This is a genomic window from Lactobacillus sp. ESL0225, assembly GCF_003692905.1.
GTDB classification, from domain to species: Bacteria; Bacillota; Bacilli; order Lactobacillales; family Lactobacillaceae; genus Lactobacillus; species Lactobacillus bombicola.
Genome location: NZ_REHK01000001.1, coordinates 16735 through 30433, shown reverse-complemented (window position 1 = coordinate 30433; position 13699 = coordinate 16735). Strand labels below are relative to the sequence as shown.

Sequence of the window (13699 nt, the reverse complement as noted above, 5' to 3'; positions counted from 1 at the left end):
TTTAATTACATATAAGCCTTGCTGGCGGTCAATTCCAGAAACATTACCCCAGGTAAAGGTTACCAAGCCCAATTGGGGTAACTGCATATTTGCTTCATAAACTTCTTGTTTTAATTTTTCTAGCATTGTGCTCTCCTTATCTGACTTCTTCTTGTTCAATGCCCACTTGGTCAAACAAGTTAGTAAAAAATTGTTTTGCGGCCTTGACCTGTTCGAGGGCGTCACTGGCACCATTTTCGCCAGCCCACATCTCAATTGTAAAACTACCATGATAATCTAATCTTACTAATAAGCGTAAGAGGCCAGCAAAGTCAACACAACCTTGACCAAAGGGCACGTTTTTAAACTGACCCGGTGACGTTGCGGTGACTTTTTGACTGTCTTTTAAATGAATCGCACAAATGGTATCAATCTGATTTTCAATTTCTGCAGCTACATCTTGATTAGGCCAAGCACTTAAATTACCCAAATCCGGATAAGCCTGTAACCAAGGACTTTTAACTAAATCATGGTAATGCTTAATCTTCGTCAGGTTATTAATAAAGGGATCATCCATCGTTTCAATTGATAGCATAATATTTTTTTGGGCGGCCATATGCACACACTTGGTCAAATTCTCTACAAAATATTCACGCGAAGAAGCCGTCTTTTCTTCATAATAAACATCATAACCCGCCATTTGAATGTTATGAATACCTAAGTCAACACACAAATCAATTGCCTTTTGCATCATCGTTAATGCCTGCTGGCGAATTTGGGGGTCGGCTGAGCCCAAAGGAAAGCGGCGGTGACCAGAGAGCATTAAGTTATTAATGCGTGTCTTAGTAGCCCACATTAGGTCACGAAATTCCTGGCGTTGCTGGCGTGTCCAATCAAGCCGCGCCAGTCGTTGATCACTTTCATCAATCGAAAATTCTAAAAAATTAAAACCTAAGTCATGTGTTAATTCAAACGTTTCCCGCCAGGATAGATCTTGTGGTAAAGCTTTTTCGTAAATTCCGAGTGCATTAGTTGTCATGATGCACATTCAACTCCTTTTTTAACTTGCTTAAATTATTCCAGGCACCATCTAGCGCTTGTAATAATGAACAATAAACTTGATATTTTTGATTATAAATCTTAGTTTCTTCACGACATGGTTGATATTGAGCTGTTACTTGCGTCATTTTACCTACTGCAGTCGGTAGATCAGGATAAACGCCACGGCCAACGGCACAAGTTATAGCTCCCCCTAAGCCTCCTAATTCAGTTGCAGCAGTGATTTCAACTGGCAAGTTTAAGACATCTGCAAACATTTGGACCCAATGTTTAGAGTTACATGCCCCACCAGACACTCTAATTGCAGTAGGATTATGACCCAATATTTTTAATAACTGATCCAGATGATAACGGTGGGCAAAGCAAATCCCTTCATAAACTGCTCGAATCATCTCAGTTTTAGTGGTCGAACTTTGCAAACCAATAAAGGCACCTTCAGCATTTGGATTTACATTACTACCATATAAAAATGGAAAGAAAAATAATTGAGCATAATCTGCCTTGGTGGTATCTAGCATTTGCTCCAAATAATCATAAATTGACTTATGATTTTGCTTAGCATTTTGAATTTCATCTGCTAGCAAAATTTTGAGCATCATATCAAGATTACCGGCAGAAGTTGGACTTGATGCTTCAATTAAGTTATCACCAGTAGGAAAAATAGAATTCATTAAGCCTGAGTCAAGTGGTGCCAACTGGTGACTAGGAAAGATATTCATATTCCACGTTCCAGCAATCATACTAAATAAACTATCATCTAAGACACCAGTTGCTAGGGCACAAGCATCAATATCGAACATCCCGCCATAAACTGGTGTGCCACTGACTAACCCTGTTATTTTAGCTGCCTGACTTGTTATATGCCCTGCTAAATCAGTTGCATTAATCAATGGTGGTAACTTAGCAGAAATTTCTGAAATACCAAAGAAATCATATAATCTTGTATCGTATTGCTTAGTTGTCAAATTAATTAAATTATTACCAGATGCATCCCCTAGCTCCTGCAAAATATTACCGGTTAAAAGATACCGAATAAAATCTTTATTAGATAGGATATAGCCAATTTGATTGTACTTAGCCGGTTGATTATCTTTTAACCAACGCAAAATAACCGGTGCCTGACTAGCCATGATTTGTTGATGACTAAGCGCATAAATTTTTACTAGTTGCTGATTTAACTCAGTTGCAATACCTTTAGCTCGATTATCCGTCGACAAAATACCATTCATAAATATTTTGCCTTCATTATTAAGCGCATATAATCCTTTACCATGACCCACTACTGTAACTGCACTAATTTGCGCTGCTTTTAAGTGGGCATTATGCAAAGCCTCTTGAATTACACGACCAATATCTACTAATAAAGTTGACAATTTAATTTCTTGAAAGTCTGGTTGGGGAGATATACGCTTGGTTGGAAACGAAGCCAAGCCTAGTTGTTGCCCTAATTCATTGCAAATGACGACCTTAGTATTAGTTCCACCATTATCAATAGTCAAAAAATAATTCATTGTACTTCACCTTATTTGTCACAAATTTGATAGATGGCCACTTCATTGGCTTCACGGTTAGCTGATAGTAAATATTGTTGTTGTTCCTTTTGATAAACTAACACATTACTTGGGCCAAGATGACTAGCTAATAAATCGCCAGTTAAATCAACATTTTTTATCAGTTTTAACCCCTGTGCTCCTGAACGCCAACCAAATAAAAAGTAGTTATGGCCCTTAATTTCTCCACCCCATAGTGCATGCCCGAAAGGGGTTTCTTTAGTAGTTCTTGCTAGAGTATGGAAATTGTTATCATACATTCTTAAATAAGAGCCATGAAATCCATCAATTGCCAAATATTCTAATTGTCCATCATCATTAAGATCAGTTGCTACAATATCAGAAGTCGCAATACTTGATAATTGTTGCAGTTGCCAATCATCCACTTTAGTTGGGTAATCTAAGCGAAATATACCTTCTTCACCAGTAATTAAAGAATAACCTGCCATCCTTTGATAACCATGATTTTTGGTAATTCTAATTGGTAAGGCCTTTAAAGCGGTAATTTTTTGCGGTTTATCTTTATAAATACCTACCCAGACTTTTCCAGGATCAGACCAATCATTCGTATTTTTTTTGGAATTAGCAATTGAACAGCCGATATACCAATAATCGTCTTTAGTTTTGGGGATAATATCAAAGCGGTGAATATAGGGAAACTCCCCCACAATACTTTGATCCCAACCTTGCCCATTGAAAGTTTCTTTTACAATCCGGCAATGTAAAGAATTAAAGCCTGGATAAAACTTTTGCGTTGCTAAAAAATTTAATGTTCCTGGTATCTGAACCATAGTCATTGTTCCACCAATGTCTGACCAAACAGTGGACTTGTTAAAATTATTATTTAAATCATAAGCATAGCATGGATGATTTTCTTCTGAAGCTACTATGATAAAATCACGATTTAAGGCTTGTAATCGCATAATTGCATAACAATGATCAAGCTGATCACTAAAAATTTTATTAAATTCCATACTTCTACCTCAGTTATAATTTTTGAAAAAAGGAATCCCCTCCTAGCACGAAACTATTTGGGGGATTCCTCAATAATTGAGCCAACTACCAGTGTTACTGGTAAAAGATAAGCTATTATTTATTAACTTGGTTTAGTGGTTTCTTATCACGTAAATATGAAATCAAATTCTGTGAGGCTTCACGTGCAATCGTTGTCCGCGCTTCTAAAGTACCCGTTCCAGCATGCGGTGATAGAACAACATTATCTAAATCACGTAAAGCTTGTGGAATATCTGGTTCAGTTTCATAAACATCAAGACCTGCTCCTGCAATATCACCATTTTTAAGGGCTGCAATCAAGTCAGTTTGTTTAATCAATTGTCCCCGCGCCGCATTAATGATGTAAGCTGTATCTTTCATCTTTTTAAATACTTCCGCGTTAAAAATTCCATTGGTTGAAGGAAGGGCTGGGGCATGCAAAGTAATTACATCTGAAGTTTGAACTAAGGTATCAAAATCCACATATTTAACATCTAATTTTGCTTCTAATTCAGGAGTTAAGCGATGGGCATCATTATAAATAACTTTCATACCGAATACTTGCGCAAATTTAGCTACTTCAGAGCCAATACGCCCCATACCATAAACACCAAGAGTTTTACCCTGTAAACTCATCCCCATATACTGTGGTTCAGAGACATCAATCCATTGCCCGCTGCGCACAACTTTATCATAAAAATGAAGATGTCTAACTGTTGCCAATAAGAGGGTAAAAGTCATTTCTGCTGTTGGAACGCGTACACCTTGAGGACAGTTTGCTACCACAATACCCTTTTGCTTAGCATATTCAATATCAATATGGTCAAAGCCAACTCCATTAGCAGTAATAATTTTGAGGTTAGTACCGGCATCGATCAGTTCTCGATCACCCTTCATCCCCATAATTAATAATCCTTCGTATTCAGATAAATGTTCTAAAACCCATTCACGCGTCTCTTTTTCTGGGTCATAAGTAACATCAAAATTTTGTTTCAGTTCAGTTAAACCTGCTTCAGGAATAATTCCTGTGACTAATACTTTTATTTTACTCATCTTTTTACTTCCTTACTATATCTTCTTCAAAACTGGGTCTTCACTATCACGAACTGCTTGTATATTTTGCGGTTTGAAATAAATCCGGTTAGCATTATTATACATAACATCTTCTAATTCCGATGCAGTAAAGATATCAGTTTCTTCTAACCAAGTTGCTAAATTATGATATGAGTTAAAAGTCGAAGACCATGGTGAATCGGTTCCCCAAAGAATTCTTTTAGCCCCCAAAATATCTTTTGCTAAAGCTACATCTTTTTGACAGCGCGGAAATGGAAATTCTGTTTCATGTTCAATATCTTGAATTGCCGCAATTTCAGTAGTTATATTATTATATGGTTCCCATTGCTCTAAAGCATTAGCTAAACGATTCAAATGATCAGCACTAGGGAATGATAAATGACAAACCACAAAATCCAATTTAGGATATCGTTGTGCTAAATTAACAATTGCTTCGGGTTGATAGCTAAATTGCGTATAGTCACCATAATCAACGGTAATCACAAATCCAGGATAATCAGCAAAGTAGTGGAACATTTTACCTAATTCTGGTGAAGTATCTAAACGAAATGGATGATGATAACCATGTAACCCACCACCTTGACTAATTTCTAACTTAATTGCCCGAAAACCTAAGTCTTCTACATGCCGGCGAACAATTTCCATTGCATTATCGGCAAAGGGATCAACTGAAAAGGCTGCAATAAATTTATCAGGATATTTTTTAACAGCTTGATAAGAATAATAATTTTGAAAGCCATATAAGCTGCCCTGAAGCAAAACTGCCTTTTCAACCTCATCGTCTTCCATTACTTTTAAAGCCGATTCGGCAGTAAAATTATCGTCACCCCAGCCTTCAGGAATCAAATTAAGAAACATCCCATTGTCCCAAATTGCCTGACCTTTGCCTAGGGGAGTCATTCTCCCCTTAGCAGATAAACCAGCTAACGAGCGCACTAAATGCATGTGTCCATCAATTTTTTTCATAATAATTATCTCCTTTCGATTAATAAGTTATTTTTTCATCACTACCAGAATAACCTCTATTTTTATCTGCCATTTTACTTAAATATTGCCAAATTTGTGGACGATACCGCCGTAAAGCAAATAATAATGCCAAATAAATTAAAACTACTAAGCCAATTAACAATGGATTTTGCGAAACAAACGCCGCAAATACTAAAGCATTCAGGGGGCGAGCCATTAAATTAAAGCTGGTAATCAAGACTATACCCGCTGGAAGGGCAACGCCGTAATGAGAGACTGCTCCCGTATAAAAACTACCGAGCCAGCTAGAAGCATATAATCCCAAACTAAACCAAACAATTCCATTAGCAATTACTTTTAAGATATTCCCCCGAGTTAGAGCAACAATCGATTCAACCATGAACGGTAAGGAAATCAAATCAACAATTGGCAGAGTTTTATTACCTGGAAGGATAAAGGCTATTAAAACCATAATAGGAATTAAAATTACACCTGAAATAATTGTAGCAGGCTCACCATACCCAACTCCATCATCAACCCCCAAGAACCACCGCTTTTTATTAGTAGTCTCACTAACACTTTCCTTAGCTTCAGCCGTATTTTTGTGCGTATTTTTATCAATTTCGTCTGCTAAAGGCGTAAAGGCTTTCGAAAAGACATTAGTAATTAAGGGGAAAATAGTCATAACAGCGGACAATTGTACCGCTACTGAAAAAATTTGTCCCCATGCTGCTAAAGAACCTAGGCTATTTAAATTACCTAAAATTCCAATAATTAGTCCTAGTAGGGCCCCTAAAGTAGTCGGTTCACCAAAAACACCTAGCTTATTTTTGAAATATTCAGGGGTCATTTTAACCTTGTTAAACCCTAATAAGTTCCACAAAGGATCTAGTAAAATTGCCGGTATAACTTGTTCAATATTGTGCAAAGACGCTACGGAGGCATTCTTGACCCCGTAATAATCTGACCAACGATCAGCTTGAATTTCAGCTAAAACTAAAGTATAAAGTAACATGAAAAATGATAACCCTAGTGATAGCCAAAAATTATGAGTAACATAATAACAGGTTGTGCCCCAAATCATAAAACCAAAATTATTCCATAAATTGGAAGCCATAAAAATTTTAGTAATGCCAAAGGCAAACAATAACAATTCAGCTATCAAGCCAAAGACGAAAAAACTTAGTCCAACTGATGAGCCAAAAGAGGCTAATGAACCTGCTTGCCAACCAATATCAACAATTGGTAATTTGATTCCTGTGTTGTTAACCATTTGCTTGATAATTTTGGTTATCGTCGGCGTAAAGGCTTGAATTATCCAACCAAATCCCGTTAAGCCCACGCCTGCATAAAATGCACTCATCATGGCAGTTTTAGGCTTAACCTTTAAACATAGTGCGACAATAAAAATCATGACTGGCACAACTACACTCGCACCAAAAACTTGAAAAATACGATTAACAGTTTCTAACACACCCTCATCCCCTTAACTATGAAGTTAACTGCTTAACTAACTGCAAATCTGACTCTAGCTGTTCTGATTTTGCCGCATATTCAAAACCAAAATAATTAGCTTGTGGTAACATAGCCAAAATTTCTCTCCAGTTTAGTTCACCTGTAGTTAAGCTTGTTACCACTTTTTGGTTACCGATAGTTCGAATATTTTTTAAATGAATGTACTCTGTAAAATCAGCTAAAGCCTCAGCTGCGGTATAGACATCCGTCGCCAACCAGCTCCAGTTAGCAATATCAAAGCAATACTTAATCCCCAAAGAAGATCCCTGCTCTAAGAAAGCCTTAGTTTGGTATAAGTCACTTTCAATTGGAGTTTGATTATCTTCAATATATAATTTAAAAGATCCATCAAGTATTCCTTTTAATTCTTGATACCAACCATCGTTTGTTGGATTAAACTCACCTAAGTTCATTTTTAAATGAGTAGCACCTAATTCATGCATTTGTTCTAAATACACCGACAACTTAGAATTTAGCTGTTGCTTGTTAAATAAAACATCGCCTACGCTGTAATAAACTTTATATTTATTTGTTTTAGCAATCTGCGCTATATCCTGTAATTCCTGCTTTGAACCATTTAGAAGTTCATTCCGAATTTCAATTGCTTCAAAGCCTAAATTTTGTGCTACTTTAACGTATTTCACTTGCTCAACAGCAGTTTTTTTATTTTGAAAAGCTGCTGTATTAACAATAAAGTGATTAGTCACCTGCTCACCTACCTTTACTGCCTAATTGATTAGCATATCACTATGTTAATCGGTTAACTATTTAGTACAACTTGATTCTTAGTCAAATAAAAATTACGATATATTTAAGATAATATTTATTGAGGTTTAATTATGGAAAAACTAACTATTAGAGATATTGCAACTATGGCCAAGGTATCAACTGCTACAGTTTCAAATTATCTCAATGGCAACTACGATCGGATGTCACTAAAAACACGCAAACATTTAAATCAAATAATCAGTCATACCAATTTTAGGCCTAATTCAACCGCGCGAAATTTAGCCAAGAATGAAAATAAAACAATTGGGGTTTCTATTGCTGATATTACTAATCCCTTCACTTCACAAGTATTATCAGGTATTTATGAACAATGTGATAATTACAATTATCGCGTATTATTCACTAATGCTGCTAATAGTGAGCAAAAAGAAATCGATAATATTACACGCTTAAAAAATGATGGCGTAGCTGGAATCATCGTTGATCCAGTTAATCCTGACAGCCCCATCTATCAATCCCTCTCAAACCAAAATACAGTCATGGTTGACCGCCAATCTTCTAATTTAATTATTGACACAGTTGCAACGGATAATATGGCATCAGTACAAGAATTGGTGCAAAAAATGCAAGCCAAGCACTACGACAACCTTTATTTTGTTACTTGGCCTTTCCAAAATATTAGCACTCGAACCCAACGCTACCAAGGCTTCATCAAAGCAACTCACTATTCTACTTTAAACCATTTAGTTGCCGTGCCCCATCATGGGAAAAAAGTAGAATATCAACAATTTACTCAGAATATTAATAACATAATGGAACAAAATACTACTGCTAAAATTGGCTTCTTTTGCATGAATGCTCGCGTACTCTTACATTTACTGCGCACTATGCAACAACTAAATTTTTCTTATCCAGAAGATTATGGCGTAGCAACTTATGAAGAATTTGATTGGATGCAAGTAATGACTCCACCAATTAGCTGCATTCAGCAAAATTCTGAGGCAATTGGTAAAACTGCCATGCATATTCTCCGACAGAAATTGGAACATAAGCAGGCGTCTAAACCACAGCTGAAATTAATTCCTACAAAGCAAATCCTACACGATAGTTTTTAATTACTCTTTTTAATAAAATTAATGCTTATAAAATTTAGTTAACCGGTTAACAAACTTTACAAGTATAATTGTATGCGCTTTCTATATTTTGTCAAGAAAATATTGCAAACACTTTCACAATTTTTGCAACATTTTATAATTTCCTAGGAAATGACCCATTTAAGCCATACTTAACTAATTACTACCGCTTAATCTCTATCTGCACTAGTATCAATTATTTTTGCAAACTTGCTTGGAACACATAATCGTGCTTTAATATCTTTAATTTAAAATCAACAAATTAGTTAGGGGGACTTAAATTGAATGCGTTTAAATCACATTTAGTAAATAATCAAATAAAATATAAAAACAGCTCACCTAAGCAAAAAGCCGTTAATCGAATTTGGATGCTTTGGTCATTTTTTTGGGCATTAGTGGCTATCCTATTTCAAGAAGAAATATTTGATTTTTGTCATAGCATCAGCTATTTGCGTCAGCTTCCTAACTCTTTAATAATCATCATTTATGGCTTAATTATCGGCCTTGTATGTGCTTCTACCTGGAAATTTTTTAAAAAAAGCACGATTGACTTACTTGAAAAATAAACAAATTTAAAATACAAAAAAAGTAGTCTCACGACTACTTTTTTAATGTACTAATAATGTTAAAAACTCCGCGATAATAACACATGTAACTTTTCAAAGGCCATGTCTTAGGACATAGCAATTTTCATCAATAAAATTGTCAAAAATACTATTATAATAGGACTTATACTATTTACTCAAATTTAAGTTAATATCATAATCGTGACCTTTACTAAAGTCATCTTGATTATTTCCACTAAACTTAAATCTCAAAGTTTTGAGACTTTCTACAGTCTTCAAATCTTTTATAGGAAAGTACACTACACCAGATTTTTTGGCACCTTCATTCATATCTCCATCCCAAGATTCATCAGCAGAAGTAGACTGTTGACTACCAAAATTAATAGTACCTTGTTCAGGATAAACTGAGATATCATTATGTGCTTTTATAGTCATATTAAATTTAACAAACCCATTGATATTAATTTTTCCATCATCATCCGAATCAAACTTGTAAGTTTTTGACAACTTATAAACTGTAATCTTATTAATTTTAACAGTTGCATTATTCCAATCTGAATTAGTATAATTTGAGTCATATATTTTACTATCTTTAACTTTATAGTTATCATAATCAATTTCAAGTGAAACTGGTTGATTAGCCGCAACCTTCCCTGATTTACTTGATGAACTACTTGAATCACTACTACCAGCAATAATTGTAAATAATACTAATAAAACAGCTATGATTACAATCCATACCCACCAACGCTTATACCAAGGTTTGGTTTCTACATAAACATTACCTTTATCATCAATAATTTTTTCAGACATTTTTATTCTTACCTACTCATTTTCTACACATAACAATAATTCCATCTACAGCAAAAATAATTCCGCCAATAATACCAAAATTACCACAGCTAAATAAAAGTATTAATCCTAAGATTAAAACAAGAATCCCAATTAAAATTCTTTTTTTATTAATAAAAAATAGTAGTATGAAAGCGATAACTGAAAGTACAATACCAAATGTTAATTCTGCAGTATATGAGCCGCCTCCACCGAAAGCATCAGCAAAGCCTGCTAAACCAAAAGCACTGCATAAACTAATAAGTGACACTACTAAACCAATACCACCAATTACTAATTCTAAAGTACGACTCCTGTTACTTTCAGATGCTACCTTTTTATATACTCTGCCATCTTTGTCCTCAATTTTATTTACCATATCTAATCCTCCAAAATAATAAAACTATACAAAACAATTTTATATTGTAGTATCTTTTTTTCAATTATTTATTTATATATAAAAAAATAATATATATATTAATGCACGACGCAACAAAAATTTTATAATAGCTTAAAGTAAATTTTATTATTTAACTTTCTTTATAATTATTTTAATTTATAAACATGTACATATTATTATAAAATAGTTGCACGTAAGCTAATATTAGCATTCATAGTATATATATTTATATTTGTTATTTGATTAGTATCACTTGCAACTACCTTCGCCATTGTAGAAAAATTTACGTAAGCCGTACATATATGCTCGTTTTGCATCAACAATATATAAGCCACAATCGCATTGCTCTTAGCATGATGTATGCAGTCAGATTGTTTTTTCCTGGTTCACTTCGACCGACAACCAGTATTCCACTACTACCACCTAAATTAAATGAAGTAGCTTTATCTAACTTAATTTGAAAATTAGAAATCATAATTAGTCACAGAATAACTTTGTGCAGACACATCACTCATTAGATATTTTGTGCATGTTCTTTGCTTATCCACTAAAAAAGATATAGACGGCCATAACTCTCTTTTTAAATAATTATTAATCCAGATAACAAAAATTATCGCTATAATCATTAATATACCAAAGTTTGTAGCCATTATAATTTTTTTCCTAAACACACATAAACCATAAATTTCTTTTTGTGTGGTAAAAATTACGGCAAGTCTAAATTCTCATATCTATCTATAACTGAACATAAAGCGTGCAAAAATAACAAAAAAGCCTGCTTTTTCAAGTTCTTCTGAACCTGGATAACAGACTTAAAAATCAAAAGATTGTTTAACTAATGCTGACTAGAAGCATAGAATGCTTAATAATTTTAGCCTTTAAGGTCAACATTCTTTGCGTTTTTTCTAGAAACTGTGTGGCATATATTGTGGCAAATAATATTATATTCGCTAATCATACATTTATTTTCTCACCGTTTTTATAAATTCTATTCTTATTTACTTTCATTTTTTTTGTAATTTCTATCCCTAGATCTTTATCCAGTATTTCAGAAATTCCCAATAAAAAAATTGCTACATCGGCTAACTCTTCTCCTATATTTTGGTTATCATCTTTAAGCCACGCTTGAAACAATTCATTTACTTCACCATAAAGTAGCAACAATTCAAATTTAATATCTGTAGTATTGAAACCGTGCTCTTTTTTATTTTGAATAATTTCCTTTTGTACTTTTTTTGTGTCTAATATCATTACTCTTTTCCCCTTAGCACTATCACTTTATCATATTTCTTTTTTTCATTATTACCTATTTTATGTGCAACTTCAATAAAACCTCCATCTAATGAAAAAAATAATTTTCTGATTTTTTCGGTATAGCCCCTATCTACCGCAGATGTAATCTCATCAAACAGAAAATACTTATTAGATAAAAGCAGGGCTCTTGCAATAACAATTCGTTGTTTTTCACCACTAGAGAGAAGATTTATACTCTTGCATTTACAAGAATACTTAACCATTGCTTTTAAACCTAAAGTATTAATAATTTCTTTTAACTTATAAATATTTACATCATTATTTAAAGTGATATTTTCTAAAATAGTTCCAGGAAAAATTGCATTATCAGACGTAACATACATACACAAAGAACTTAAATTACTATTCTCTTGTTTATTCGTTACACATATATCTTTAGAATAAATCCCATACTTTCCACACAATGATTTTAACAGTGTTGTCTTTCCACTTCCTGATGGTCCTACTACTAATATCTTATCAGCCAAGGTAAAATTATAATTTTTATCCAATGAAATCCGTAATCCATTACTAAAACAAATATTTTTATTTAAGTTAATTACCAAGTTCTTTAATAAGTCAGTTTTAGGTAATTGTATTCCTGAAGCCGTATTCGAGGATTTTGATTTTAAGTAATTAATTTTTTCAATGATGGGTTCAGAAGAATAATGATCTGCTAATAATTGAGTTATTTGCAAGATAGGATTAAACAAATTATTCGCTAATTGAACTAAAACAATTAATGAGCTAAGCGTTATAAGACCTTTTGTGACTTCCAAAGCACCTATAAAGAATGGCACGAATGTTGAAAAAGATATCCACTTAATACGACTATTTTCCCAACAATTTTCTTCACCTTAATTAAATTAGCATACGATTGTTCTTCATGACATATTGCATTATATGAATACCTTGAAATATACTTATCTGAATTCAAACTTCGAAATAAATATGCTCCTTTTAATATGTAGTCTAAAAAATTAAGGTATTTTCTATTAACTTTTTGCCACTGATTAGATCTATAATAAATATTTTTTTAATGACAAATTTATTTCTTCTTTAATCAATGAAAATAGTGAAGATTGATTAAAGCTTATTCTAGAAAACGAAATCAATAAGCAGAATAAATATCTATTATCTAAAACTAAAAGCGGAAAAGATATTTTGAAATTAAAAGAATCAAACGACAATCTTTATCAAGAATTAATTTCATTTGCAACTGATAACAAAGTTTTTAATGACGATTTAGAAAAAGTTTTAAACTTAGATCATATCAAGATATTTGATTCAAATGGGAAGGATGTAACTAACGAAAACTTATTAGGCTCACTTGATGAAGAAATAACTAGATTGACTAGTTTAAAAAATTACTTAGTTGAAATGAAAATTAATAAAAAAAATGACAAGCAATAAAGCTTGTCATTACAGCACTTATTTAAATTTTGCCACACAGATGCCACACTAGAAAAACTGTGTGGCATTTTTTGTGGTGAAACTAAATATTCATATCTATTTTTAAATCTACACAAATAATTCTAAGTAACAAAAAAGTCTATCATATCAAGCTCTTTCGAACTTAAATGATAGACTTAAAAACTCAAAAGTTGTTTA

General features: G+C 33.3%; 14 protein-coding genes and 1 pseudogene. 3 read left to right on the top strand and 12 right to left on the bottom strand.

The genetic code is table 11. From position 1 onward, the window contains the following. From araD to F5ESL0225_RS00125, 8 genes and pseudogenes are all read right to left on the bottom strand, one after another. A pseudogene (gene araD, locus F5ESL0225_RS00160) lies at positions 1 to 126 on the bottom strand (L-ribulose-5-phosphate 4-epimerase); the annotation flags it as partial. Positions 127 to 136: 10 nt separating this feature from the next. Continuing rightward, positions 137 to 1018 carry an L-ribulose-5-phosphate 3-epimerase gene (locus F5ESL0225_RS00155; RefSeq protein WP_118895838.1) on the bottom strand — a complete coding sequence of 294 codons (882 nt, stop codon included), beginning with the start codon at positions 1016 to 1018 and terminating at the stop codon, positions 137 to 139. After that, a complete protein-coding gene (locus F5ESL0225_RS00150) occupies positions 1008 to 2549 on the bottom strand; it encodes an FGGY-family carbohydrate kinase (RefSeq protein WP_122047619.1) in 1542 nt (513 codons plus the stop codon). Before F5ESL0225_RS00150 ends, F5ESL0225_RS00155 begins: the two co-directional genes overlap by 11 nt. A gap of 11 nt (positions 2550 to 2560) precedes the next feature. Further along, on the bottom strand, positions 2561 to 3562 hold the full coding sequence (locus F5ESL0225_RS00145; protein ID WP_122047618.1) for a hypothetical protein: 1002 nt from the start codon (positions 3560 to 3562) through the stop codon (positions 2561 to 2563). A 115-nt stretch (positions 3563 to 3677) separates the two neighbouring features. Continuing rightward, entirely contained in the window at positions 3678 to 4634 is a 957-nt protein-coding gene (locus F5ESL0225_RS00140) for an NAD(P)-dependent oxidoreductase (protein WP_122024296.1), read from the bottom strand. A 15-nt stretch (positions 4635 to 4649) separates the two neighbouring features. Beyond that, on the bottom strand, positions 4650 to 5621 hold the full coding sequence (locus F5ESL0225_RS00135) for an amidohydrolase family protein (RefSeq protein ID WP_090093263.1): 972 nt from the start codon (positions 5619 to 5621) through the stop codon (positions 4650 to 4652). Between the two features lie 19 nt (positions 5622 to 5640). After that, positions 5641 to 7095 carry a PTS galactitol transporter subunit IIC gene (locus F5ESL0225_RS00130; RefSeq protein ID WP_122021092.1) on the bottom strand — a complete coding sequence of 485 codons (1455 nt, stop codon included), beginning with the start codon at positions 7093 to 7095 and terminating at the stop codon, positions 5641 to 5643. Positions 7096 to 7111: 16 nt separating this feature from the next. Further along, positions 7112 to 7843 (bottom strand): sugar phosphate isomerase/epimerase, encoded by a 732-nt coding sequence (locus F5ESL0225_RS00125; RefSeq protein WP_122024295.1) that lies wholly within the window; start codon positions 7841 to 7843, stop codon positions 7112 to 7114. 132 nt (positions 7844 to 7975) lie between these two features. Between F5ESL0225_RS00125 and F5ESL0225_RS00120 the strand changes: the two genes are divergently transcribed. Continuing rightward, complete coding sequence (locus F5ESL0225_RS00120) at positions 7976 to 8980, top strand: substrate-binding domain-containing protein (protein WP_122047617.1); 1005 nt, start codon at positions 7976 to 7978, stop codon at positions 8978 to 8980. Between the two features lie 299 nt (positions 8981 to 9279). After that, positions 9280 to 9564: a hypothetical protein gene (locus F5ESL0225_RS00115; RefSeq protein ID WP_122047616.1), complete on the top strand. Its 285-nt coding sequence runs from the start codon at positions 9280 to 9282 to the stop codon at positions 9562 to 9564. Between the two features lie 168 nt (positions 9565 to 9732). On the opposite strand, the gene F5ESL0225_RS00110 is transcribed toward F5ESL0225_RS00115, so the two are convergent. The 4 genes from F5ESL0225_RS00110 to F5ESL0225_RS00090 form a co-directional block, all read right to left on the bottom strand. Beyond that, positions 9733 to 10377: a hypothetical protein gene (locus F5ESL0225_RS00110; protein WP_122024293.1), complete on the bottom strand. Its 645-nt coding sequence runs from the start codon at positions 10375 to 10377 to the stop codon at positions 9733 to 9735. A 16-nt stretch (positions 10378 to 10393) separates the two neighbouring features. Then, positions 10394 to 10774: a hypothetical protein gene (locus F5ESL0225_RS00105; protein ID WP_122024292.1), complete on the bottom strand. Its 381-nt coding sequence runs from the start codon at positions 10772 to 10774 to the stop codon at positions 10394 to 10396. Positions 10775 to 11749: 975 nt separating this feature from the next. Next, a complete protein-coding gene (locus tag F5ESL0225_RS00095) occupies positions 11750 to 12046 on the bottom strand; it encodes a MazG nucleotide pyrophosphohydrolase domain-containing protein (RefSeq protein ID WP_122047615.1) in 297 nt (98 codons plus the stop codon). Continuing rightward, the gene (locus tag F5ESL0225_RS00090; protein WP_158592367.1) at positions 12046 to 12867 is read right to left on the bottom strand and encodes an ATP-binding cassette domain-containing protein; all 822 of its coding nucleotides are present in this window, start codon (positions 12865 to 12867) and stop codon (positions 12046 to 12048) included. The genes F5ESL0225_RS00095 and F5ESL0225_RS00090 overlap by 1 nt, the downstream gene beginning before the upstream one ends. 385 nt (positions 12868 to 13252) lie before the next feature. On the opposite strand from F5ESL0225_RS00090, the gene F5ESL0225_RS00085 reads away from it, so the two are divergent. Then, a complete protein-coding gene (locus F5ESL0225_RS00085) occupies positions 13253 to 13501 on the top strand; it encodes a hypothetical protein (protein WP_122047613.1) in 249 nt (82 codons plus the stop codon). Positions 13502 to 13699 lie beyond the last annotated feature (198 nt).